The 24,134-nt window shown below is 59.2% G+C and carries 23 protein-coding genes; 14 read left to right on the plus strand and 9 right to left on the minus strand.

The genetic code is table 11. The annotated features are described in order from the left end of the window. The first annotated feature begins 157 nt into the window (after positions 1-157). Both F8N36_RS15065 and F8N36_RS15070 read left to right on the plus strand, forming a co-directional pair. Positions 158-1,018: an FAD/NAD(P)-binding protein gene (locus F8N36_RS15065; protein ID WP_291333890.1), complete on the plus strand. Its 861-nt coding sequence runs from the start codon at positions 158-160 to the stop codon at positions 1,016-1,018. A 240-nt stretch (positions 1,019-1,258) separates the two neighbouring features. Continuing rightward, positions 1,259-1,798 (plus strand): hypothetical protein, encoded by a 540-nt coding sequence (locus F8N36_RS15070; RefSeq protein WP_291333745.1) that lies wholly within the window; start codon positions 1,259-1,261, stop codon positions 1,796-1,798. Positions 1,799-1,880: 82 nt separating this feature from the next. Here F8N36_RS15070 and F8N36_RS15075 read toward each other — a convergent pair whose 3' ends face one another. After that, positions 1,881-2,816: an AEC family transporter gene (locus tag F8N36_RS15075; protein WP_291333747.1), complete on the minus strand. Its 936-nt coding sequence runs from the start codon at positions 2,814-2,816 to the stop codon at positions 1,881-1,883. Positions 2,817-2,923: 107 nt separating this feature from the next. Next, positions 2,924-4,609 (minus strand): dihydroxy-acid dehydratase, encoded by a 1,686-nt coding sequence (gene ilvD / locus F8N36_RS15080; protein WP_291333748.1) that lies wholly within the window; start codon positions 4,607-4,609, stop codon positions 2,924-2,926. A 198-nt stretch (positions 4,610-4,807) separates the two neighbouring features. Here ilvD and F8N36_RS15085 point away from each other — a divergent pair, with 198 nt between their 5' ends. Then, positions 4,808-6,355, plus strand: coding sequence for a lipopolysaccharide biosynthesis protein (locus tag F8N36_RS15085; protein WP_291333750.1), 1,548 nt, complete (start codon positions 4,808-4,810; stop codon positions 6,353-6,355). A 100-nt stretch (positions 6,356-6,455) separates the two neighbouring features. Here F8N36_RS15085 and proB read toward each other — a convergent pair whose 3' ends face one another. The 4 genes from proB to rplU form a co-directional block, all read right to left on the minus strand. Further along, entirely contained in the window at positions 6,456-7,694 is a 1,239-nt protein-coding gene (gene proB, locus F8N36_RS15090; RefSeq protein ID WP_291333752.1) for a glutamate 5-kinase, read from the minus strand. A 17-nt stretch (positions 7,695-7,711) separates the two neighbouring features. Then, on the minus strand, positions 7,712-8,812 hold the full coding sequence (gene obgE, locus F8N36_RS15095; RefSeq protein ID WP_291333754.1) for a GTPase ObgE: 1,101 nt from the start codon (positions 8,810-8,812) through the stop codon (positions 7,712-7,714). A 251-nt stretch (positions 8,813-9,063) separates the two neighbouring features. Then, on the minus strand, positions 9,064-9,333 hold the full coding sequence (rpmA, locus tag F8N36_RS15100) for a 50S ribosomal protein L27 (protein WP_192112631.1): 270 nt from the start codon (positions 9,331-9,333) through the stop codon (positions 9,064-9,066). Between the two features lie 136 nt (positions 9,334-9,469). Further along, entirely contained in the window at positions 9,470-9,778 is a 309-nt protein-coding gene (gene rplU, locus F8N36_RS15105; protein ID WP_291333757.1) for a 50S ribosomal protein L21, read from the minus strand. 210 nt (positions 9,779-9,988) lie between these two features. Between rplU and F8N36_RS15110 the strand changes: the two genes are divergently transcribed. The 8 genes from F8N36_RS15110 to F8N36_RS15145 all read left to right on the plus strand — a co-directional run bounded on the left by F8N36_RS15110 (position 9,989) and on the right by F8N36_RS15145 (position 16,488). Next, positions 9,989-11,680: a TRAM domain-containing protein gene (locus F8N36_RS15110; RefSeq protein WP_291333759.1), complete on the plus strand. Its 1,692-nt coding sequence runs from the start codon at positions 9,989-9,991 to the stop codon at positions 11,678-11,680. Positions 11,681-11,892: 212 nt separating this feature from the next. Further along, complete coding sequence (locus F8N36_RS15115; protein WP_291333761.1) at positions 11,893-12,246, plus strand: AtpZ/AtpI family protein; 354 nt, start codon at positions 11,893-11,895, stop codon at positions 12,244-12,246. Further along, positions 12,212-12,652 (plus strand): hypothetical protein, encoded by a 441-nt coding sequence (locus tag F8N36_RS15120; protein WP_291333763.1) that lies wholly within the window; start codon positions 12,212-12,214, stop codon positions 12,650-12,652. Before F8N36_RS15115 ends, F8N36_RS15120 begins: the two co-directional genes overlap by 35 nt. Before the next feature lie 120 nt (positions 12,653-12,772). Continuing rightward, positions 12,773-13,477, plus strand: a complete 705-nt coding sequence (gene atpB / locus F8N36_RS15125) for a F0F1 ATP synthase subunit A (RefSeq protein WP_291333892.1) — start codon at positions 12,773-12,775, stop codon at positions 13,475-13,477. A 124-nt stretch (positions 13,478-13,601) separates the two neighbouring features. Next, the gene (gene atpE / locus F8N36_RS15130; protein ID WP_136398720.1) at positions 13,602-13,925 is read left to right on the plus strand and encodes an ATP synthase F0 subunit C; all 324 of its coding nucleotides are present in this window, start codon (positions 13,602-13,604) and stop codon (positions 13,923-13,925) included. A gap of 479 nt (positions 13,926-14,404) precedes the next feature. Beyond that, positions 14,405-15,046, plus strand: a complete 642-nt coding sequence (locus tag F8N36_RS15135) for a redox-sensing transcriptional repressor Rex (protein ID WP_291333766.1) — start codon at positions 14,405-14,407, stop codon at positions 15,044-15,046. Between the two features lie 4 nt (positions 15,047-15,050). After that, the gene (locus F8N36_RS15140) at positions 15,051-15,851 is read left to right on the plus strand and encodes an adenosylcobinamide-GDP ribazoletransferase (protein ID WP_291333767.1); all 801 of its coding nucleotides are present in this window, start codon (positions 15,051-15,053) and stop codon (positions 15,849-15,851) included. A 58-nt stretch (positions 15,852-15,909) separates the two neighbouring features. Further along, positions 15,910-16,488, plus strand: coding sequence for a nitroreductase family protein (locus F8N36_RS15145; protein ID WP_291333769.1), 579 nt, complete (start codon positions 15,910-15,912; stop codon positions 16,486-16,488). A gap of 100 nt (positions 16,489-16,588) precedes the next feature. Here F8N36_RS15145 and F8N36_RS15150 read toward each other — a convergent pair whose 3' ends face one another. The 3 genes from F8N36_RS15150 to F8N36_RS15160 all read right to left on the minus strand — a co-directional run bounded on the left by F8N36_RS15150 (position 16,589) and on the right by F8N36_RS15160 (position 20,856). Continuing rightward, entirely contained in the window at positions 16,589-17,812 is a 1,224-nt protein-coding gene (locus tag F8N36_RS15150) for a glycosyltransferase family 2 protein (protein ID WP_291333770.1), read from the minus strand. Then, positions 17,812-19,446: a cobyrinate a,c-diamide synthase gene (locus F8N36_RS15155; protein WP_291333771.1), complete on the minus strand. Its 1,635-nt coding sequence runs from the start codon at positions 19,444-19,446 to the stop codon at positions 17,812-17,814. Before F8N36_RS15155 ends, F8N36_RS15150 begins: the two co-directional genes overlap by 1 nt. Positions 19,447-19,578: 132 nt before the next feature. Beyond that, positions 19,579-20,856 (minus strand): IMP cyclohydrolase, encoded by a 1,278-nt coding sequence (locus F8N36_RS15160; protein ID WP_291333772.1) that lies wholly within the window; start codon positions 20,854-20,856, stop codon positions 19,579-19,581. A gap of 487 nt (positions 20,857-21,343) precedes the next feature. On the opposite strand from F8N36_RS15160, the gene F8N36_RS15165 reads away from it, so the two are divergent. The 3 genes from F8N36_RS15165 (at position 21,344) to F8N36_RS15175 (ending at position 24,109) form a co-directional block, all read left to right on the plus strand. Beyond that, positions 21,344-21,709, plus strand: a complete 366-nt coding sequence (locus F8N36_RS15165) for a hypothetical protein (RefSeq protein WP_291333773.1) — start codon at positions 21,344-21,346, stop codon at positions 21,707-21,709. 204 nt (positions 21,710-21,913) lie between these two features. Continuing rightward, positions 21,914-23,191 (plus strand): adenylosuccinate synthase, encoded by a 1,278-nt coding sequence (locus tag F8N36_RS15170; RefSeq protein ID WP_291333774.1) that lies wholly within the window; start codon positions 21,914-21,916, stop codon positions 23,189-23,191. Positions 23,192-23,209: 18 nt separating this feature from the next. After that, positions 23,210-24,109: a DNA polymerase III subunit delta' gene (locus F8N36_RS15175; protein ID WP_291333775.1), complete on the plus strand. Its 900-nt coding sequence runs from the start codon at positions 23,210-23,212 to the stop codon at positions 24,107-24,109. Positions 24,110-24,134 lie beyond the last annotated feature (25 nt).

Here is a 24,134-nt window from a genome sequence, read left to right on the forward strand (position 1 = left end):
CAAAAAAACTACCGGCAAAGCTACAACTTCCAAGGCTGCGCCTGAAAAGAAAGCCGCCCCCGCCCAAGCTGCAGCAGAAGCGGTTGTGGATACCAAGCCCGTAACCGCTGCCAAACCCGCCGCCAAGCCGGGCCTCAAGCCCTCGGCCGACGGCGGCATGCTGCGCGAAATAACCGCCCGCCCCATGATGCAGGGCAACCCCTACCTGCCCATGGCCGCCACCGTGGCCGAAGTGATTCAGGAAACGGGCAACATCAAGACCCTGCGCGTGGTGCTGGACGATGAAGAAGCCATGAAGTCCTTTACCTACGAGCCCGGCCAGGTGGGCCAGCTCTCGGTATTCGGCGCTGGTGAATCCACCTTTGTAATCAACTCGCCGCCGTCGCAGAAGAACTATCTTCAGTTCTCCGTGATGCAGGCGGGCGAGGTTACCTCGGCCATCCACCGGCTGTCGCCTGGCGACAAGGTGGGCGTGCGCGCCCCCCTGGGCAACCACTTTCCCTACGCCGACTGGAAGGGCAAGGACATCTTCTTTGTGGGCGGCGGCATCGGCATGGCACCCATACGCACCATCATGCTGCACGTGCTGGAACACCGCGCCGACTTTGGCAAGGTGAGCCTGCTCTACGGCGCACGCTCCCCGCGCGACATGGCCTTCAGCTATGAAACGGAAGACTGGCTGCGCCGCGACGATCTGGACTGCACCCTGTGCATCGACGCCCCCTTTGACGGCTGGCCGCACAAGGTGGGCCTGATCCCCAACGTGCTGCTGGAACTGAACCCCGACCCCAAAAACTGTGTGGCCGTGCTCTGCGGCCCGCCCATCATGATCAAGTTTACGGTGCAGGCCCTGCAAAAGCTCAACTTTGCGCCTGAAAACATCGTGACCACGCTTGAAAAACGCATGAAGTGCGGCGTCGGCATCTGTGGCCGCTGCAATATCGGCGGGCGCTACGTGTGCGTGGACGGCCCCGTATTCACATGGCAGGAATTGCAGGATCTGCCGCCCGAACTGTAACGGCGTGCGGCATACCGCATAATGCTCATACGGGGGCTTCCGTGCTTGCCAGTGGCAGCAGGAAGCCCCCGCTGTTTTTACCTGCACGGTTTGCCCACCGCCTCGCCCACCTCGAGTTCCCTGTTCAAACGGTTTCAGCCAGCAGCACTGGCGCAGGTTGCCCTGAGGCGCAAAAACGGCAGTTGACAGGGACGCCTGTGTGGGTCAAGGAAGTACAACACTTTCTTCAAGGGAGTATTCATGAAAAAGCTGCTTATTCTCGGTTGCCTGATGCTTGGACTGCCTGTGGCTGTTCAGGCTGGTAACGACAAGATCGATCCTTCCATTTACATCTGCGCCGAGCTCATCACCCAGCCCATGACCGACGGCGGCCAGCCGCCCATCTTTGAAGGCCTGCAAATTGACGGTTATGTGAGCGCCAAGATGGGCAATCCCATTGCCGACCCTGAAACTCTCGCCCCCATGCTGGGTCAGGTATACGCGGCCTGCCAGGTTGACCCCTCCAAGAAAGTCGCCACTGTGTGGCAGGAAGCCCGCAAGACCTTTCCTGTGGATACCCAGAGCACCTGGCGTGCCGACAAAACCCTGTGCAAGGATTACACCGCCAATGCCGAAGACGGCAGCGGCTTTGTGATCTGGCTTGACGCGTACAACCGTGGCAAAACCGGCAAACCTGCATCGGTGCTGGTCAACGATGACACGCTCAAGGCCTATCTTGACGCCTGCTCCAAAAAGCCCGACGCCCTCATGCTCGACGTGCTGGCTGAAAGCGCAAAATAGTTTTTGCAGCCATAATGCAAACAAGGCCGCTGATCTTCATGATCGGCGGCCTTGCTGTTTTTGCGCCAGGCTTTTTCGACTGCTAAAAAATGACCATGTAGAGCGGGATTGTGCCCATGGAAAGCAGGGTTGTGAGGCTCACCGCCTGCGCGCCAAATTCCGGGTCTGTGTGGTAGTGGGCGCTCAAGATGGCGGCCTGGGCCATCACCGGCAGTGAAGCCTGAATGATGAACACCTTGCCCATGAGCGCAGGTACGGGGAAGAAATACAGAAAGCCGCACATGACCAGCGGCCCCAGCACCATGCGCCCCAGCACCAGCAGGGCCATGTCCTTGCTGATCTTTATGCTGCGCAGCCCCATGTCGTAGATGGAAATGCCAATAAATATCATGGCCAGCGGTGTTGTAAGGTTGCCCAGTGAGCGCGCCACGTTCTGCAAAAATTCCGGCAGTTCCACACCCAGCAGGATCAGGCCGATGCCCGTCATAAATCCCATAAGCGGCGGAGAAAACACCTGCAGCAGGCGCGTGCGCACGGGTATGCAGCACTTGCTGTCCGTAATGTCGCAGGTGATGGAGTACTGCCCCACTGTCCAGAAAAACACGGTGCTCGCGGCGTAATAGAGCAGCACGTAGGGCACCGAGGTTTCACCAAAAAGGGCCAGATTTACGGGGATACCCACAAATATGGTGTTCGAGTTGGACACGCTGGCGCAGAACAGGCCAAAGTGCTGTCGCTTGATACGCGCAAGCTTGGCAAGAACCATTGCCAGCAAAAAGGTCAGCACCACAGAGCCCAGAGGCAGCAGCGCCCCCTTGGCCAGCATGAGCAGTTCGTTGCGGTGAAACGAATGCATGATGGTGTACATGAGAAAGGGCGGCAGAGCTATCTGCGTGATCAGCCGGGGCAGCATGATGCGCGTTTCCGCGCCAAACCAGTTGCGCGCAGCCAGCATAAACCCCACAAAGCCCATGAGCATGAGCCCAAAAACGCCCCCCAGGGCATGCAGAAACGCCATGTGTTCTTTCCTCGCACCCAGCCCTCTGCCCGAGGGTCAGAAAACCCCCACGGGGCAGCCATCAGCTCGGGCCCGTGGGGGTTTTTAATCATTTGTTGCCGATATTCTTAAATGTCCTTGTAACGTCCGCCGTTGGCCGCCGAGCTGACCAGGTAGGCATAGCGCCGCAGCACCGGGTAGGGGCAGTCTTTCTTGGGCACCACAAGGGCAGCGCGGCGCTTCTCAAGCTCCGCTTCGTCCACCAGCAGGTCAAGCTTGCGGTTGGGAATGTCGATATGGATGATGTCGCCTTCCTGCACCAGCGCGATAACGCCGCCGTCCGCCGCTTCGGGCGAAATGTGGCCTATGGCTGCACCGTTGGTGCCGCCAGAGAAGCGGCCATCGGTCAGCAGGGCCACGTCCTTGCCAAGGCCCATGCCGGTAATGGCCGCAGTGGGCGAAAGCATCTCGCGCATGCCCGGACCGCCGCGCGGGCCTTCGTAGCGGATCACCACGCCGTCGCCAGCCTTGATCTTGCCGTCAAGAATAGCCTTCATGGCGTCTTCTTCCGACTCAAACACGCGGGCCTTCACGTCGCGGCACATCATTTCAGGTGCCACGGCCGACTGCTTTACCACAGCGCCGCCGGGGGCCAGGCTGCCGCGCAGGATGGCAATGCCGCCCTGCTTGGAATAGGGGTTTTCAACACTGCGGATAACCTCGGGGTTCAGAACGCGGGCGTTCATGTCCTTGAGGTTCTCGCCCACGGTTTTGCCCGTGGCGGTCATGCAGTCCTTGTTGATCAGGCCCAGCTTGTCCAGCTCGGTCATCACGGCGGGGATGCCGCCAGCGTTGTCGAGGTCAACCATGTAGTGCTTGCCCGCCGGGGAGAGCTTGCACAGGTTGGGGCTCTTTTTGCTCACCTCGTCAAAGATATCGAGGCCCAGCTTGAGACCGGCCTCGCCAAAAACGGCGGGCAGGTGCAGCACGGTATTGGTGGAGCAGCCAAGGGCCATATCCACGGCCACGGCGTTGGCCACCGACTTGGGCGTCACAATATCCAGCGGGCGGATATTTTTGCGCAGCAGATCCATCACGTGCATGCCGGCTTTTTTGGCCAGGCGAATGCGCGCGCCGCTCACAGCGGGAATGGTGCCGTTGCCGGGCAGAGCCACGCCGATGGTTTCAGACAGGCAGTTCATGGAATTGGCCGTGAACATGCCCGCGCACGCGCCGCAACCGGGACAGGCCCGCTCGGCCATGTATTCCAGCTCTTCTTCGCTCATGGCGCCGCTGCGCACCTTGCCCACGGCTTCAAACACGGTGATGAGGTCACCACGCTTGCCGGGGCCGATGTCGCCGGGCAGCATGGGGCCGCCGGAAACCAGCACCGAGGGAATGTTCAGGCGCATCATGGCCATGAGCATGCCGGGCACGCACTTGTCGCAGTTGGGAATAAAAACCAGGGCGTCAAAGGCATGGCCGCGGGCCATAATTTCAATGGAATCCGCTATGAATTCACGCGAAGGCAGCGAAAAACGCATGCCTTCATGGTTCATGGCAAGGCCGTCGCACACGGCAATGGCCGGAAACTGCAGGGGCGTGCCGCCCGACATGCGTACACCGGCCTTGACCGCGTCGGCTAGGCTGTTCAGGTGCATATGCCCGGGAACAACTTCGCTGGCGGCATTCACAATACCTACCAGAGGACGATCCATCTCTTCTCTGGTGAGGCCCAGAGCATAGAGCAGGGAGCGGTGAGGGGCTTTTTCAAGCCCGGACTTCATTTTTTTGCTGCGTGCTTCATCATCCATGGCGGTATCCTTATGGTAGGAACAACAAACATTCCCCCTGCGCCCGCAAGGGGAGAGCCGATGTTACGGCAAATTTTTACGCCCGTAAACACGGGCAAACGGCCCCCGGGCGGCAGAATACTGCCCTCAGCAAGGTATTTTTTTCAGTCATGCCTCCGCGCTCTTGAGCGCGCAGCCGAAGTGAGCTAATTTCCCGGCATGCAAAGCTCTACTCCCACCCTGGCCCGCCGCTATATCTTCAAGCTTGTGGCCAATATTGCCTCCGTTCCGGTCTACCTCGCCATGGAGGCCATTCTGCCCCGCGCGCTCGGGCCGCAGATGTACGGCAATTACAGCTTTGCCACCAACCTGTTCCAGCAGCTTTCGGGCTTTCTGGACATGGGCACATCCACCTGCTTTTACAATTCCCTTTCGCGCCGGCAGGCCGAAACAGGCCTCATTGGCTTTTACATGCGCGTTACGGCGGCGGTGTTTGGCATTATTCTGCTGGCGGCCGCCCTGTTGCAGTTTCCCCTTGCGGGCGAGCTGCTCATGCCCGATGTGCCGCTTTGGCTGGCTCCGCTGGCGGCCATGTGGGCCTTTTTGACCTGGTGGGGGCGTGTGCTGCGCTCCATGAACGATGCTGTTGGCGCGACTGTTTCATCCGAGATGGTGCGCACGGCTGTTTCGCTGCTCACAGTGGGGCTGCTTGGGGTTATGTTCTGGGCCGACTGGCTCAACATCAATACCCTGTTCGCCCAGCAATACCTGATGCTTGGGGCTACTGCCCTGGGATACTGGCTGGTAACGCGCAACTACTGGCGCGCGGCTGGCATTCCCCTGCATTTTCACCTTACGCCAGAACAGACCCGTGCCTACGGACGAGAATTTTTCAATTATAGTCACCCGCTGTTTGTGCAGGCGCTGCTCTCCTTTTTGCTGCTTTCAGCCGAGCGCTGGTTGCTGCAGTGGTTTGACGGCAGCGTAGAACAAGGTTTTTTTGCCCTTTCGCAAAAGGTCAGCATGGCCTGTTTCCTTTTTGTTTCGGCCATGACCCCTCTTGTGATGCGCGAACTTTCCATTGCCTGGGGCAATAACGACCGCGAGGCAATGGGCCGCCTGCTTACGCGCTTTGCCCCCCTGCTGTATGTTGTAGCCGCCTATTTTTCGTGCTTTACCCTAGCCGAAGGCTCGGCGCTGGTGAATTTTTTTGGCGGCGCGCAGTTTGCCGCTGCCACCCTGCCCGTGCAGATCATGGCGCTCTACCCCCTGCACCAGGCCTACGGGCAGCTGGCGGGCTCGGTATTTCACGCCACAGGGCGCACCAAAATTTTGCGCAACATGGCCGCGCTCGAGTGCATTTATGGCTTCAGCACCGCATGGTTTCTGCTTGCGCCGCCGGAATATCTGGGCCTCGGGCTCGGTGCCGTTGGCCTTGCCATCAAAACCGTGTGTGTGCAGATCATCACGGTCAATATCTACCTGTGGCTGGCCTCGCGCTTTATTCCCCTCAAGTTCTGGCGCAATGTGGCCCATCAGGTGTGGAGCCTTGCAGTGCTGCTGATGCTCGCTTTTGGCTGCCGAGAGGCGACCCTGTATCTGGGTCTTGGCGATATTGATTCCTTGCCGCGCTTTCTGGCATCGGGCGTCATGTACACTGCCGCCATCGCTCTGCTGTGCCTGAGCATGCCTGCGGTGATGGGTTTTTCGCGACAGGAGCTGCGCGAGATTTTCATCCGCTTCAAAAAATCGCGCTCGCACGCGTAGGTTGCTACCATAAAGCAAAAAGGCCGGAAGCTCCGGCCAGTTTCACAGATATTTTCAGGGCACTAAATGACAAAGGCCGGGAAAACCCGGCCTTTTTTATTTACACTGCCGCGTCAAGCAGCAGGTTGTCACGATGGATAACCTCGGGATAGTGTGCATCCCCCAAAATGGCGGCCACCTCATGCCTTTTCAGGCCCATAATCTTTTTGAGGTCTGAGGTGCTGTAGTTGGAAAGGCCCACGCCAAGGCTTTGGCCTTCGTGCAGCACACGCACCAGCGCCCCCTGCTGAAAGCTGCCCTCAACGCGAAACACCCCCCCGGGCAGCAGGCTGCCGCCCTTGTGCAGCAAGGCCCTGGCCGCGCCAGCATCCACATGCACGTTGCCCGCCGGGTCAGACTGATAGGCCAGCCAGAACTTGCGGCGCGGTATGGCATGGCGCGCGGGGCAAACCCACGTGCCACCGGTAAAGGGTGTGCGCCCTTCCGGGGCATCGCACACACCGCAGGCCGCAAAAGCCCGAATGATGACATCAGGTTCGCGCCCCGGCAAAATCAGGGTGGGCACACCAATCTGCGAGGCACGGCGGGCTGCCAGCAGTTTGGAATACATGCCGCCCGTACCTACCGAGGTTTTACCTCCGCACAGCTGCCCTAGGTCGAGTGCTGCCACGTCGTCAATGTGATCCAGTATGGGAGCTTGCGGATTTTTCTGCGGGTCGGCGGCCAGCACTCCAGATGCGGAGGTGAGATTTATGAACAGGTCTGCCCCGGTGAGATTGACCAAGAGGCTGGCCAGACAGTCATTGTCGCCAAACTTCAGCTCGCTGATGGATACGGTGTCGTTCTCGTTCACGATGGGCAGAACGCCCCATTCCAGCAGCTCGGCGAAGGTATTGCGGGCGTTGAGAAAACGCTGGCGCGCGCGCAGGTCGTCTCGGGTAAGCAAGACCTGCGCCGTGGGCATGCGGTGGGCAAGAAAAACCTTGTCCCAGGCCTGCATCAGCTGCCCCTGGCCAACCGCCGCAGCAGCCTGACGCGCCGCAAGGCCCGTGGTTTCAACCACATGCCCACGCGAGCTGAGCGCTGCCCTGCCGGCGGCCACGGCCCCGGAAGAAACCAGCACCAGACGGCGCGGCTCCGCACTGCCTTCGGCACCAGCGGTACCTTGGGGCAGCAGGGTACGCAGCCGGGCCAGCTGCCCGGCCAGATTTTCCAGCACGGGCGCGCTCAGGCCGTTGGCATCGGTTAAAACCGCGCTGCCAACCTTAACAACCACAACCCGCGCCTGCGCAAGCACCCTTGTGCGTTCCTGCTGCCAGTCTTCCCTGGGGGCTGCCATAAATGCTCCACAGACCGCTATTCGCGGGTATAGATCACTTCGATTTCGGGGAATTCTTCTTCCTCGTCCCCGTCAAGTTCCGCAAAATGCAGAATGGGCGCGTGGCTGGAGGTTTCGTCGCGCATGCGCCACAGTTCTTCCACCAGCGGCTCGATATCAATGCCGTCGCGCGCAGAAATAAAGTAGATGTCACGGCCGTCGGCCTTGGCGCGAGCCTTGAGCTCTTCCAGCCGCTCGGGCGTGATGAGGTCGATCTTGTTGACCACCTCAATCTGCTGGCGCTCGCCGAGCTCTGCGTCAAAGCGGCGCAGTTCCTCGTTGATGAGGTTGAAACCTGCCCACGGGTCTTCGTCGCCCACGTCTTCGACACTCAGAATGTGCACCAGAAAACGCGTGCGCTCCACATGCTTGAGAAAACGCAGGCCAAGGCCCTGCCCTTCGTGCGCGCCTTCGATCAGACCGGGAATGTCCGCAATGACCATGCGGCGGTCTGGGTCAACCTCGTCGATCATGACGCCAAGGTTGGGCGTGAGCGTGGTAAAGGGGTAGGCCGCAATCTTGGGCCGCGCCGCCGAAACCTGGGTGATAAAGGTGGACTTGCCCGCATTGGGCAGGCCCAGCAGACCGGCGTCGGCCAGAATCTTCAGCTCAAGGCGCAGGTTCTTTTCCTCACCGGGTTCACCGGGCTGGCAAAAACGCGGGGCGCGCATGGTCGAAGACTTGAAATGTTCGTTGCCCTTGCCCCCGCGACCACCACGGGCCACCAGCACTTCGGCATCGGGATCGCTGAGGTCGGCCAGCAGTTCCTCGCCGTCCGGACCTTCGGCAAAAACAAGCGTGCCCACCGGCAGGTGCAGCACCATGTTTTCGCCTTTTTTGCCATCGCACTGGCTGCCCTCGCCGGGGCTGCCATTGCGGGCCTCGTACAGGCGCTTGAGGCGAAAATCGTAGAGCGACAGCAAACGGCCGTCGGCCTTCAAAAGAACCGAGCCACCGTCGCCGCCGTTGCCGCCGTCTGGCCCGCCGCGCGGCACAAATTTTTCGCGCCGGAACGAGAGGCAACCATGCCCGCCCTTACCTGCGCGCACCTGAATTCGAGCTTCATCTACAAAACGCATGGGATATCCTTGCGGTCAGTCCGCTCGGTGCGCCAGCCTTGCTGCTGCACCGTTTTTTATATGGGGCTGCCGTTCCAAACGTGCCGCAAACCATAGCGACACCACAAGCCAGCACTTTGCCGCAGGCATGGCCTGCGGCAGCTGGCTGCTTTTTGGCGGTGGCACACGGCCACGCATACCCCAGCACAAACACCGAAAGGGAAGAAGCCTCGCGGCCCCTTCCCTCATCGGCAAATTCCACGCGGCCGCGCTTAGTCGGCGGCCGCTTCCACATGCACGCGCGTGTGAACGCGGCGCTTGCGGATATACTTCTCAAAGCGCACAACGCCAGCCACTTTGGCGAACAGGGTAAAATCCCTGCCCATGCCCACGTTTACACCGGGGTAAACGGTAGTGCCGAGCTGACGCACCAGAATATTGCCAGCCAGAACGCTCTGACCGCCAAAACGCTTTACGCCGCGGCGTTGGCCTTCACTGTCGCGGCCGTTGCGCGAAGAGCCGCCTGCTTTCTTATGTGCCATGGTAGCCTCCCTGGGGCGCCGACCCTATGGACCGGCGGGGCAGAATATAAATATCGCTCAACGTGCGCTGCACAAGTGCAGAGCTTTAATGGCAAGCCATGCCCGCGGCTTGCCCGAACCTCGGCAAAACCGGGTTCTAGGCGTTGATGCTCTTAACGCGAATGGTGGTGTAATCCTGGCGATGACCGCGCAGCTTGCGCGAGTCATTACGACGCCAGCGCTTGAACACCTTGATCTTGGGTCCGCGCCCGTGATCCACCACTTCCGCCGTAACGGCGGCCCCGGCAAGATAGGGAGCGCCGACTTTGCATTCAGCGCCGCCGACCATCAGCACCTTGTCCAGAGAAATTTCGCTTCCGGTCTGAACCGCAAGCTTTTCCACAACTACTTTGGAACCTTCTTCGACGCGGTACTGTTTTCCGCCGGTCTCGATAATCGCGTACATATCAACCTCCAAAAAGAGAAAGGCATATTTGCCCCACAGGCCGACAAATGTCAAGCGCGTTTTGCAGAATATTTTGCAAAACTCGCCAAACAGTCCGCGACTTGCGCGAATGGCGAGAATACACAACTCTTTTGCGTCCAGCAACCACTTTCTCGGTCTTCCCTGCGCGCCCTTGCGCACTGGTCAGCCTGCTGCTATCTCTTGAGCGCCATGAATGCCGCTACATCCCTTATCACTGTTGACATCACCGCGCTCTCGCACGATGGACGCGGCATCGCACGCCTTGCACCCGTTGAGGGAGAGGGCGGCGGCACCGTGGTCTTTGTTTCGCATGCCCTGCCCGGCCAGCGAATTCTGGCCCGGGTCACACGCCGCAAGGCATCATTTATTGAAGCCGAAAAACACGAGCTGCTGCGCGATGCGCCTGACGCCGCACAGCCCATCTGCCCACATCATGCCGAGTGCGGCGGCTGCCCCCTGCAGACCATGCCCTACGGGCAACAGTTGTTCTGGAAGCGCACCATCGCCATTGACGCTCTGTGTCGCATAGGCGGGCTTGAGCGGGCCACGGCTGAAACCATGATGGGACCGGTTGCACCCTCACCCTCCCCCACGCGTTTTCGCAACAAGATGGAATTTGCCTTTGGCCCTGACACCGCGCACGGCGACAAACTGCGCCTTGGCATGCGCCGGCGCAGCGGGCGGGATGTGGTGGCCGTGCCCGGCTGCGCGCTTATGCCCGCCGAAGCCCTGCGCATGGTCGACCTTGCAGGCGAATTGGCCGCCAAAAGTGGCTTTGCCGCCTACATTCCTCCAGATACGCGCCCAGGAGAGCAGGCGGCCGAACGCACTGAAACCTCCTTCCGCAAGCAACGAGGACGCGACCGCGGGTACGCCCAGGATCGCCGCACCTCCAATCATTATTATACGCCAGGGCACAATTCTGCAGATCATGGCTTTTGGCGTTTTTTTGTGTTGCGTCGCGGCCTGGCTGCCGATCTGCGCACTCCGCGCTGGTGGGCACTTTGCATCACTAGCCCCGGCGACGAACAGCAACGGGGCACCGTGCGCGCCATGGGGCGCGAGCTTCTGGCGGCGTTTCCCCAGATTGCTGCCTTTGTCCATGAAGAACGTGCCACTGCCGACACCTTTGCCTTTGGCGAAAAACGTGTACAGACGCTGGACGCCACCGGCACTGAAAATCCTGCTGCCGCCCGCCTCTTTCAGCCTTTGAACGGTACTTTTTTTGCGCTCGATGCGGCCTCGTTCTTTCAGGTCAACACCGGCGCTGCTCAGGTGCTGGCCCGCACTGCCTGCGACATGCTGACCGATGCGGATACTGATGACGCAAGCCAGCGGGGTCTGCTTGATCTTTACTGCGGAGCTGGCGCCCCCGGCCTTTTGCTGGCACCAGACTACACCGCCCTGCTGGGGCTGGAGCAGGACGCCAAGGCTGTAAAACTGGCACGAATCAACGCCGTCAGCCAGGGACAACGCCACTGCCGGTACGAAGCGGGCGACGCTGCCCTACTGCTTGAACGCCTGGCCGACTGCGATAGTGACGCGCTGTGGACCACCATTCTTGCTGCCGGGCAGAATGTGCAAGATGGCAATGACACGGATGCTTTTCAGCAGGATGATGGCAATCACCCGGCTGTCAGCTACCCCACCGCAACGGATGCTCTGGTTGACCCGCCACGTGCGGGACTTTCACCGCGAGCGCTGGACGCCCTGCTGCGGATTGCACCCAAGCGCATCCTTTATATATCGTGCAACCCCTCCACCCAGGCTCGCGACGCGGCCCGGATACGCAAAAACTACAGACTGAAGGCGCTGGCGGCCGTAGATCTGTTTCCCCATACGCCCCACCTTGAGTGCGTGAGCCTTTGGCACAAGGATTAACACCTCCTTTTTTTGACCCGTGCTCATTTTTTTTGAGGGCCGATTTTTGGTATCAACAGCCGCTTTTCTGGCCTTGCGAGGCACAAGGAATGCAGCGTAATCACAAGTTTCCGCCCAAAGTCATTGACGCGTCAGGTCGCCTGTGATAATTTGAACAGCGTTAAGGGGACCATGACGCTACGGGTTCCGAGAGCCATGTGCGCGGAGGCCTTATGTCGTTCAAGGATTTTCTTAAGCAGCAGCAAACCGGAATGGAAGCCATGGCCAACACAGGGGTCATTGGCCTGCATCTGGTGAGCGGCCCCGCAGTCGGGTTTGCCATTGGCTATGGAATAGACCACTGGTTTGGAACCGGCCCTTGGGGAAAGCTGGTTTTTCTGTTCATCGGCATTGCGGCAGGTTTTTTGAACGTGTACCGCGACACCCAGGCGCTGCTGCGCAAAATGGCAGCACAGGACGCCCGCCGAAAAGGCCTTGTGCCAGAACAGCAAAACGAAACGCCCCCAACGGGGCAAGGCAAGAAAAACAGCCGTGCTCAGACTGAAACAGATGATACACAGCCTTGACGCCTGGCTTTGGCGACGCGGCATAGACCACCCGGCCATACGGGTGCTGCTGCGTAACGAAATTTTGCTCGCCGCATCGGGATTGCTGGTTGGCGGGCTGGCCTTTACGGCCACACCTTGGTTTTTCTGGTTTGGAGTGGGCCTGACCATAATGGCCTGGACGTTTTGGGGGTTGGCGCGCTTTTTTCTGCGCAAGGGGCTGGGCGATTACAGCACTGCTTTTTTGCGAATAGTTCTGGTGCGCTGGGTAGGCAGGCTTGTATTGGTTGGAGCGGTTCTGTACGTATCGCTGATTATTTACAAAGCTCCTGTATTTGCCCTTGTGGGCGGCATGGTCGCCGCCGGAGCATGTGCTCTGGCAAGTTATGCACTTGCAGCGCGAAGCCCGCGACGCAGTGCAGATTAGGGTAAAGCTACCACACACTGGCAGGGCCTGAGGTCCAGGCCGCAAATTTTGGGGAATGGCCCGCACGGGTCCAACATTAACAGCCGCGCTATGGCGCGTATTCACCAGGAGGCATGGCTCATGGCAGGTGGTTTGCCGCATCCGGTATTGCTCTCCACATTTATGGGCATGGACGAGATCGCCATCGGTGGAAAGATGGTGGAATTCAAGCATGTGTTCTACTCCTGGGTCTGTATGGCCATTTTGTTCACCGTCGCGTTGATTATGCGCCGTCGGCTGACCATGGTTCCCGGAGGCCTGCAAAACTTTTTCGAAGCCTTGGTGGACACCATCGAGAACTTCATCCTAGCCACCATGGGCGATCACGGACGCAAGTTCGTTGGCCTTCTGGCTGGCATGTTCATCTACATTTTTGGCATGAACCTGATGGGTCTTGTGCCCGGCTTTGACGCCCCCACGGCCAACCTTAACACCACCGTGTGCATGGCTGTATTCGTGCTGGTGTTCTACAACGCTGTAGGCCTGATTCGCTGGAAGGCGCACTACATCCATCATTTCACCGGCCCCTCCAAGGTGCTCATTCCGCTCATGTTTCCGCTTGAAGTGGTTTCGCACCTGTCGCGCCCGGTTTCTCTCTCTCTCCGTCTTTTCGGTAACATCCGCGGTGAAGAAATCGTTATGGTGCTGTTCTTCGTAATGGCTCCCATACTCGGCACCCTGCCCATCTACGCCCTCTTCCTCTTGGGCAAGACCATGCAGGCTTTCGTGTTCTTCATGCTGACCATGTTCTACATCAAGGGCGCGCTTGAAGCTCCCGAGCATTAGGCCAATGGCCAGAGGCTGCCTGCGGCCTGCCGCCTGAAAACGGCAAATTGCGGGACGTTTACACGACACATAGTGGGGAATGGTCGATAACGACCCAACAATACAACAGTGCAAGGAGTGTCTCATGCGTAAGTTTCTGATGATCGCCCTGAACACCGTGGCCCTTCTCGGCATGGCCAGCATGGCTTTCGCCGCCAACCAGCTCGACGCCTCGGCCCTGGGCTACACCTGCTTGGCCGCCGCCCTTGGCATCGGCATTGCCGCTTTCGGTTGCGGCATCGGTATGGGTCTTGGTCTGAAGGGCGCCTGCGAAGGCGTTGCCCGCAACCCTGACGTTAGCGGCAAGATCACCGGTACCATGATTCTGGCCTTCGCCTTCATCGAATCGCTGGCCATTTACGCCCTGGTTATCAGCTTCATCCTGCTGTACGCCAACCCCTACGCGTAAATTCGAATCGTTTGATTTGCAAAAAGGGCGGCCCTTGGGTCGCCCTTTTTGTTGTTTATTGGCCTGTCGTTTGTGAAAAAAAATTGCTCGGATTGCGACAATCTGCCTCTGTAAGTAAGCAATGTACTTAACGTTTGTAACCATTTATGGTATTAATTATCTACTACAGCTAAACATATTTGCAACCACCTGAAACAAAAAGCATTCTACGCACCATCAGGCAATTGCAGCGGCTTGAAAAGTGGTGAATTTAAACTTATCTATAGATGTCGGCATAAAGCTGTGCAGGCAGACAGATGCAGGCATCACGGGCAGATCACAGGAAGCGAGATATGTCGATATTTGTTTAATATTTTGCAGGCTTGTGCGGATGAGCCAATACAAATTCACAAAGCTTGCGCCCACGGTATTTCTGCTATAAAATCATTTTCACAAGGCTTGTAACAATACGACACGCTGCGCATCCGAGAAGGTACACCATGGTCAACCCACCCAAGAGCAAACACATTCCCAGAGCAACAATCCAGCGCCTCGCAACCTACGTGCAGGTGCTTGAAAATTTTTCTCGCGATAATGTCGAGGTTATTTCCTCGAATCCCCTTGCTGAAGCTTGCGGCGTCAACGGCTCGCAGGTTCGCAAAGACCTCGCCTACTTTGGCGAATTCGGCATTCGCGGGGTCGGCTATCATGTAAAGTCACTCATTGCCGCCATCACCTCGTCGTTGGGTGTTGACCGCGAATGGCGCATGGCCCTTATCGGCGTGGGTAACCTTGGTAAGGCTATACTCAACCACGGCGAATTCCGTTCCCGCGGGTTCAACATCGTGGGCATCTTTGACTGCGACCCGTTCAAAATCGGCGAAATTGTCCACGGTCTTGAAGTGCACTGCACCCGCGATCTCAAGGACATGGTGACCGACCTCAATATTGAAATCGGCATCATTACCACGCCACCGGAAAGGGCGCAGCGCGCCGCCCAGCACCTGATGGACGCAGGCATCACCTCCATTCTCAACTTTGCTCCTTCGCGCATCAAGGTACCGGACAGAATCAACGTGGAATACGTGGACTTCTTCCATCACCTGTACGCTCTGGCTTTCAATCACCCGCAAACCCGCTAAGCCCGTGTCCCTCACTACCGTTGCCACATGGCCAGGGCGCTTTCATGATGCCCTGGCTTTTCTTACCCGGCTCATTCCCCCCCGCACAAACTGCACTGCCGCTTCGCTCACAGCCGCCGTGCCTTTTTTTGCTCCTGTGGGGCTAGTAGTCGGCGCCCTGTGCACGGTGGCAGCAGTTGCCGCTTTGTGGGCGTTTGACAAGCCAGAGTATGGCTTTGCCGGGCATTGCCTTGCAGCTGCCATTGCTGCCTGGGTATGGATACTGTGCGAAATATGGTCTACACGCGGCCTGCACTGGGACGGGCTCTCCGATCTTGGCGATGCTACCGGTAGCGGAGCCGTTGGCGAGAAATTTTGGACCATCCTGCGCGACAGCCGTCTTGGTGCTTTTGGCGCGCTGCACCTGCTGGCGGCATTCAGCGGCCTGTGGATAAGCCTTACAGCGCATCTGGCACAAGGCCAGTGGATTGCGCTTGCGCTTGCCCCGGCCTGGGGCCGTGCCGCCTGCATCTGGCTTGCCGCATACAGTGTACCGTATGAACAGCGATCGCTTGGCGGGCTTGCGTGCGCGGGCTCAACGCCGCAGCTGGCTCGCTGGCAGATTTTGCTGGCCGCAGGTATGGTTGTGCTCGTGTTCGTGACCAGCAGCTGCCCTTTCTGGCGCTTACCCCTGCTGGGTCTCGGGCAGTTTGTGCTCGTACACAGCATGATCGATAAAACCCGCTTGCATGGTGGCGTTTCTGGCGATTTTCTTGGTGCGTGCATCCAGTGGAGCCAGTTGTGGTTCCTGCTGGTTACAGTGTAAGGTGAGCCTGCCTGACGCAATCAAACGGGCTTGGCCCGTCGAAACCAAGGAGCAAGCTATGGATTTCAAAGCTCTAGCTGAAGCAGCCCGCACCTGCCGCCGTTTTTACGAAGATCAGCCTCTTGCCATCACTGATCTTGAATGGCTTGTGGACTGCGCCCGCCTTGCCCCCTCTGCCAAGAACGGGCAGGAGCTGCGCTTCGTGCTGGTCGGCAATGGCGAAACCTGCCAAAAACTGTTTGCCCTCACCCGCTGGGCAGGCGCTTTGAAAGACTGGGGCGGCCCGCACCCCGGTGAACGCCCCACAGCCTTTGTGGCTATTCTCATGCCCCAGTCCGGCAAGGATCTGACCTGCATGGACGTGGGCATTGCCGCCCAGACAATGCAGCTTGCCGCCACCAGCCGTGGCTGGGGTTGCTGCATGATCCAGTCTTTTGACCATCAAGCCGCACCTGCCCTGCTCAATGTGCCGCAAGACATGAAAATTGCTCTTGTGCTTGGCCTTGGCCTTGCCAAGGAAACCCGCGTTGTCGCCAGCATGCCTGAAAGCGGCGCAACCACCTACTGGCGCGACGCTGAAGGCGTGCACCATGTGCCAAAGCGCAGCCTTGATGATCTGATCATCGCCCGCTACTAGCGCCTCAATCAAAACACAAACGTAAAAGTCGCGGCAGATTCTCTCTGCCGCGACTTTTTTTTGTGGAACAACATGCGGCCCGGCCCCTTTCAGGCCTTTCTCAGGCCGCGTACTGAAGGAGCCAGTCGCCAAGCAGCTGGGCCAGAGCGGCGTCGCCGCGCGCATATGCAGCCCTGCGCGCCTGTTGCACGCGGATTTTTGCCACCGCCAGATCCCGCCCCACGCGCTCTGCTTCAAGATGGACGAGCATTTCTTCCCCAAGGTTCGCGTTTCTGGCGAGTTGCAACAACTGCCCATAAACCTTTGGGGATGGCATAATGCGCAGGCAACGGTTCAGCGTATCAATGGCTGCCGCCAGTTCTCCACCGGCCTCCTGACGTGCGGCCAGCAACAGCCAGCCGTCTAGCCAAAGGGGCTCTCTGTGAAGCATGGCCTGGCATGCTGCACGGTCAAAGGCCGCACCTCCAAACTCCTCACTAAAGCGCTGCTGGCGTTCTTCAGGCAGTTCCATCCACGTCACCAGCGAAGGCCCGATGCACAACCGGTAACCGTCAAGACTCGCCAGCATGTGCTCATCTGGCCGCATGGCAGTGCCGATGCGCTGCATGAGCACAACGCTGTTCTCCACATCGTGCGCAAAGCGCCCCGGTGTGCGGCTTGCGTGGTGGTAGACCACGCTGCGCCCTTCCACACGCAGCTTCTGCCCCCGAGCACGCAGGGTAAAGCAGAGGTCAATGTCTTCGAAGCCGTTGTGGTAGGCTTCATGAAAGGCCCCACAATCCTCAAAATCTGTTTTGCGCAGCAAGATGGCCGCACCGGTGATGGCTTGCAGAGGATGATTTTTGCGCGCTGCGGCAAATGTGCCAGGCAGGTTCTCATACAGATGCCCCACGGTATTGAAGGGGGTCACATATATGCCGCAGTGCTGCACAGTGCCGTCCGGGTAGAGAAGCAGCGGCCCCACAGCGCCAACCCTGGGGTCGGTCATGGCTTCACGCAGGGGTGGCAGCCAGTGCGGGGTAAGCGTGGTATCGTTATTCAAAAAAAACAGCAGCTCGCCATCGGCCGCACGCGCACCGGCATTGCAGCCTCTGGCAAAACCCACGTTTTCGTCCATGCGCACAGCCTTGAACGACGTGCCAAAGAGTGATTCGCCCAAGGGGGCAAGCTCAGCGGCTGTTGCATCGGTAGAATGGTTATCCACCACCACAACCTGCATGTTTTCGCCCGCTGAATGCGCCGCCAGCGAACGCAGGCAGGCTTCTGTCATATCCCAGAGATTCCAGACAGGAATGATCACCGAAATGCAGTTGCTATCGTGCATCACAGATTCCTCCGGCTCGCTGCGCCCATGGCGAAGTGCCGGGCCGCCGCAACAAAGTTAGAGGCCCAGCAGGAAATGGCCGGAGCAAAAATATGCGTATACGAGGCCCATACATTTTTTTGCAACAAGCCATCAATATTTTGAACTTTTTTCGCGGCATCAGAGCCTGTGCCAGCCACATCCACGCCCTGCCCCATGCCCTGCCCCTTGCGCAGAATCATGCCATGCGCGGGCGCGGAGCCTTCCCAGCGGCAGCGCGAATAATGAAATTCGTGGCCCAGAATTTCCATGCCCTGCGGATAAAACGGATTGTCGGCGGTTACGGTTCCCCGCACGTAGCCCAACCCCTGCGGTTTTGGGCAAAACTGCGCCACTACGGGGAATATACCGCTCATGGGCCACAATCTGCCATCACGTTCAATACCCTGCGAAAGCAGCATAAAACCGCCGCATTCCGCATAGATGGGCAAACCGGCATCTGACCAGGCTGCAAGCTCGCGCAGATGCGGTGAAGCGCTGAGGGTTTCTGCGCAGTCTTCGGGAAAACCGCCGCCAAGATACAGGCCGTCGATCTCGCCGACCGCCGCCTGCAGTGCACTGCCCCGCAGCACTGGCCACTGGCCTGCGTTGGGGCCAACAATCTCCAGCCGCACAAGATCAGCCCCGGCACGCTCCAGGGCTTCAAGATTTTCTTCGTAATAAAACCACAGGGCGCTGTCGCGCACATAGGCGATGCGCGGACGCGGCTCGGCAGAATCAGGCGCTGGCGCGCAGCCTGCTTGTGCGGGCACGGTAACAGACCAGAACTGTTCTGCCGCTTCTGCCGCAGAGCTCGCCTCTGGGACGTCAGCCGCTGCATCAGCCGCGCGTGCGGCGGCCATTACGTCATCAAGGTTGACGTGCTGCCCCACAAAACTGCCCAGCGTTTCAAGTACCGCGCGGGCCTGTGAAGAAAGCGCGTCTCCGCACGATGCAATCCCCATATGACGTTCAGGCAGGGGATTTTCTTTCAGACGCGGCAGCACGCCCAGAACGCGCACGTCAGTGTATTCTTCAACAACCTTGCGCAGCAGATCTTCCTGCCGGGTGGTACCCACCTGATTGAGCACAACCCCCGCAAACTTCAAACCCGGTTCAAAGGTTGTCATGCCGTGCACCAAGGCCGCCGTTGTGCGGGTCATCTTGGTGCAGTTGATGCTGAGAATGATCGGGCATGCAAGCATGCGGGCAAGCTCTGCGGTCGAACACGAACCGGCCACATCCATACCGTCAAAGAGCCCCCGGTTACCCTCAATCACCCCCAGCACTTCCAGGCTGCCTGTTTGCGCCTGCGTCTTGTACATGGCGTGTACAAAAAGAGCCTTGAGCTGTTCTGGCCGCAGCATGTAGGGATCAAGATTTGTGGCCGGTCTGCCAGAGGCCATGGAGAGCCAGGCGGCGTCAATATAATCCGGCCCTTTTTTGAAAGCCTTGACCGTATGCCCCTGCGCAGCCAGTGCATGAGTAAGCCCAAGAGAAAGCAGGGTTTTACCGCCGCCGCCCGAAAGAGCCGATACGCAGAACCGGGGCATGCGCACGCTCTGGGCGTGGCTTGAAGCGTCACATATTGTGGAAGGCAGAAAGGATTGCAGCATGCGGCGGCCCTGTTAACGTTGCGCAAAAAACTGTGGAAACAAAACCGCGCGGCCCGGCGCGGAAACGCAGATAAACCTGCGTAGACCAAGCCGGGCCGCGTGCCTGAAAAATTCAGGGGCAAATAGCCACTGTTAGTGCTTGAAGGAACGCTGCCCCGTAAACACCATGGCAACCTGGGGCTTGGCCTCGTTGCAGGCCACGATCACTTCCGCATCGCGCATGGAGCCGCCGGGCTGGGCAATGGCCGCAACGCCCTGGGCAACGGCCACGTCAACGCCGTCACGGAAGGGGAAGAAACCGTCAGACACCAGGGCGGAACCAGCCAGGCCGCCGTGCGAAGCTTCGGTACGGCTTTCGATATCGGCCAGCTTGGCGGCCATACCCGCATCGTTTGCGGCCTTTTCCTTAAGCTCGTAAAGCGACAGGCCCAGTTCGCGGAAGGCCAGCGTGTCGGCATACTTGGTGTGGGCCTTGTGAATGGCCAGCTCCACGCAGCCAACCCGGTCCTGCTCGCCCGTGCCGATGGCAAGGGTGGCGCCGTCGCGCACAAAAATTACCGAGTTTGAGGTCACACCGGCTTCCACGGCCCAGGCAAAACGCAGGTCGTCCAGTTCCTGCTTGCTGGGAGCACGGGCAGACACAGAGAGACCGTCCTTGGTGGTGGCGGTGGCGGGTAGAAAATCGCCATCTTCGAGAATGCGGTTCACAAACGATTTTTGCACAATGATGCCGCCGTCGGCCAGGCTCTTGATGTCAAGGAAGGCAGAACTGGTCAGCTCTTCAAGACGGCCAAGCCCAGGCAGTTCCATGATGCGCAGGTTTTTGCGCCCCTTGAGAATTTCCACCACGCCTTCTTCAAAGGCAGGGGCGGCCACCACTTCAAAGTAGTTGGCGGCAACAATCTCTGCGGCTTCGCGGGTGAAGGGGCGGTTGACCACCACGGCCCCGCCAAAGGCGGCGATGCGGTCGCACCAAAAGGCCTTTTCGAGAGCTGCGGCAACGCCGTCGTTGCTCCAGGCCGCGCCGCTGGGGTTGTTGTGCTTCAGAATCACCGCCGCAGGGCGCTCGGTGAGGTACTGCAGAATATTGGCCCCGTTGTCCACGTCGGTGAGGTTGGTCTTGCCGGGATGCTTGCCAGCCTGAATCATCTGGACCTCGGTGAGGGCCGAAACAATGCCGTTGCCGGGGCCACGCCAGGTCAGACCGCCGCAGGTGATGGAGCCTTCCTTAAGAGCGTAGAGGGCTGCAGGCTGATCGGGGTTTTCACCGTAGCGCAGGCCTTTTTCCTCGTTGTCCAGCGTCCAGGTGCGCTTTTGGTACACGAGTTTTTCATCGCCCAGAATGATGGTCATGGTGTCAGGGAAAGCGTCCTTGTGGACGGTGCTGTACATGGACTTGAGATCCGACATGCTTGCCTCCAGATGTTCGCCGGTCGAGTGAGGCAATACTTTAGCACAAAACCAGCCAAACAACCAGCCCCGTTTAGCTGCCACCTGCGGTGGGAGCGGCTTTGGCAGTGCCACGCAATGAACGCTTCCGTCTGAAACACAGGCGAAAACAAGACAGGTATCGTGCCAATGGCCGGAGCACGTTTGCGGCCAGACAAGAAAGACGCACGGCTGACAAAGGGGAGGAACTCTTTTGGCACTCGACCCGCGCCAGCCAAAGCCTGACGCTGCCTGACGGCAAACCTGCCCGCACACAAAAGCAAAGGGGCCGGAGCACGTTTGCTGGCAGGCAAGGAAGGCGCACGGCGGGCAAGGGGAGTCTACCCTTATGGTACTCGACCCGCGACAGACGAAAGCCTGACGCCGCATGGCGGCAAACGTGCCCGGCCCTTGCGCGTTGACGAAATTTCATGCGCACACTACAGTGCCTTGTTACATGGGAGGTAATATGGAAAAGCTGCTTGTCAGGCTGGCCCAGCAACTGGACGCCATTGACGAAGCCTCGCTTATGTCGTTGTGGAGCAAGTATGCCACTACGGCCAGTCGCTTTGAGCCCACCAAACGGTGGGAAGAAGCCACGCTCATTTTTTCGCTTATTCAGGCCAAGCGCTGGAAAAACCAGCTTTTTAACTATCACTGGTCCAGACAGGCGCAGCCGCTGGGCAAGGGACCTGAGGGCGCGGTCAATCCCATGCCGGAATTTGAGCTTGAAACGCCGGAAGAAGCCCCTGTGGCCAGCAAATGCAGGGTGTTGGAGTTCAGGCCTTCCAGGCTGGACGAACAGGAACCGGTCAACCCCAAACCAGAAAACTGACATTTCAGCACGCCAGATGGCCCGGAACGGCCATTTGACTTGAATTTGCATACGGGATACGTACTATCAAAGGCTTTGCGTCCCGCTTTCGTAGCAGTGGGGCCGTAGGGTTAAACATCCCTTCGGTCGTTCTGTCGCGTCCGGCGCATAGACGCAGCCCACATCACCCGCCGTCGTGCGGCGGTATTGCAGGCAGGTAACACCATGGCGAATACGGTCATCATCGGAGCTCAGTGGGGCGACGAGGGCAAGGGCAAGATTGTAGACATGCTGAGCGCCCAGAGCCGCGTTATTGTTCGCTTTCAGGGCGGCAACAACGCTGGACACACCATCAAGGTGCAGGGCGAAGAAACCATTCTTCACCTTATTCCCTCTGGCATTCTGCACGAAAACAAGATCTGCCTCATCGGCAACGGTGTTGTGCTCGACCCGCACGTGTTTCTTGAAGAAGTGGATCATCTTGCCGCCAGGGGCATCGACGTTTCGCCCGCCCGCCTTGGCATCAGCAAAAAAACCCACCTCATCATGCCGTACCACAAAAGCCTTGATCAGGCCCGCGAAGCCAAGCGCGCAGGCCACAAGATAGGCACCACCGGCCGTGGCATCGGCCCCTGCTACGAAGACAAGGCCGCCCGAGTGGGGCTGCGCGCAGGCGATCTGGCCGACCCCGATCTGGTACGCGCCAAGGTTGCCCACGCCCTGCAGGAAAAAAATGTTCTGCTGCGCGACCTGTACAAGTTCGACACGCTGGATGAAGCCGCCGTGTGCGAAGACCTGCTGGCCCTTGCCCCGCGCCTGCTGCCCTACCTCACCGAGGTGGAAGAGCGCCTTCAGGAAGTTCAGGCCGAAAACGGCGATATCCTTTTTGAAGGTGCCCAGGGCATCCACCTGGATATCGACCACGGCACGTATCCCTTTGTTACCTCGTCCAACACTGTGGCTGGCAACGCCGCCGCTGGTTGCGGCATCGCTCCCTCGGCCCTGCACCGCATTGTGGGCATCGTTAAGGCCTATACCACCCGCGTTGGTTCCGGCCCCTTCCCCACAGAACTGCTGGATGACACGGGCAGCTACCTGCGCACCCAGGGGCACGAATTTGGCGCCACCACGGGTCGCCCCCGCCGCTGCGGCTGGCTTGACGCTGTGGTGCTGCGCGAGAGCGTGCGCCTCAACGGGCTTACCGACATCGCCCTGACCAAGCTTGATGTGCTGCAGAACCTGCCGGTGCTGAAGATATGCGTTGCCTACGAATACAAGGGCAAGCGTCTCAGCTACCTGCCGCAGGAAGAATGCTCGCTTGGTGACGTAACGCCCATTTACGAAGAAATGTCGGGCTTCGAAGAAGACATTACCCAGTGCGCGACCTACGAAGCTCTGCCCGCCACCGTGCGCGCCTACATTGCGCGTATCGAAGAGCTGACAGGCGTGAAGGTTTCGCTGGTTTCGGTGGGCGCAGACCGCCGCCAGACCATAGTGCGATAGGGAGAACCCCCGCAGGTCATGGACACCCTGCTGCCCGCCATAGCCCATGCAGACTTCGACCGGCTCAAGGCCGTGCTCGACAATCTGGGTGCGGTCCCGCCGCAGGTGCTGCTGCTTGAGGGCGGCAGCGAGGCCCAGCGCATGGATACGGCTCGTTACTGGGCCGCGCGCATCAACTGCCCCACGGCTGGCGCAACAGGCACTCCCTGCCTTGCGTGCCCCTCGTGCCAGCAGATAGCCGCAGGTGAACACCTTGACCTGGCCGCCTACGATGGTCGCATAAGCAACCGGGAAGACGAAGAAAACCCTGGCCCTGTCCGTGCTTTCAACATGGAGCGCGTGCGCGAACTCAAGGTTCGGCTGCGCGATGCTCCGCACGGACAGGGACGCAGGGTTGTACTGCTTATGGGGCTCAGCCTCACCCGCGACGAAGCCTCCAACGCCCTTCTCAAGGCGCTTGAAGAACCCTCGAATACCACGGTTTTTGTGCTGCTTGCCCCGCAACGCGAGCAGCTCTTGCCCACCCTTGTTTCCCGCTCATTCTGCCTGACCCTGCCCTGGCCCGACTGCCACGCCGACGACCCGGACATGCAGCCCTGGGAAGACGCACTTGCGCAATTTCTCGTTCACGGGCAAGGTTTTTTTGACAAGGTAGCGGGCAAGGGAGCCATTGACGCAAGCGGTGCAACCCGCTTGCTTCTCTGTTGCCAAAAAGCAATGAGCAGAATTCTGTCAAACAGCCACAATCCGTCGCGCCCGCTCGATGCGGCGCTTGTACTGCTGCAAGGCAAAGGCCGTGCGGCGGCTTGCCAGTGGTTTGCCGAAGCCCAGGAAGCCCTCAACTACGGGGTGACACCAGCCAGGGTTCTGGAAGCCCTGGCGGCACGGCTGTTCGCCCTGCGACGGATGTCGGGTTAACATAAACGGCGTTTTGCGCGTCACA

Origin of the sequence: Desulfovibrio sp., assembly GCF_009712225.1 — a bacterium.
Taxonomy (GTDB): domain Bacteria; phylum Desulfobacterota; class Desulfovibrionia; order Desulfovibrionales; family Desulfovibrionaceae; genus Desulfovibrio.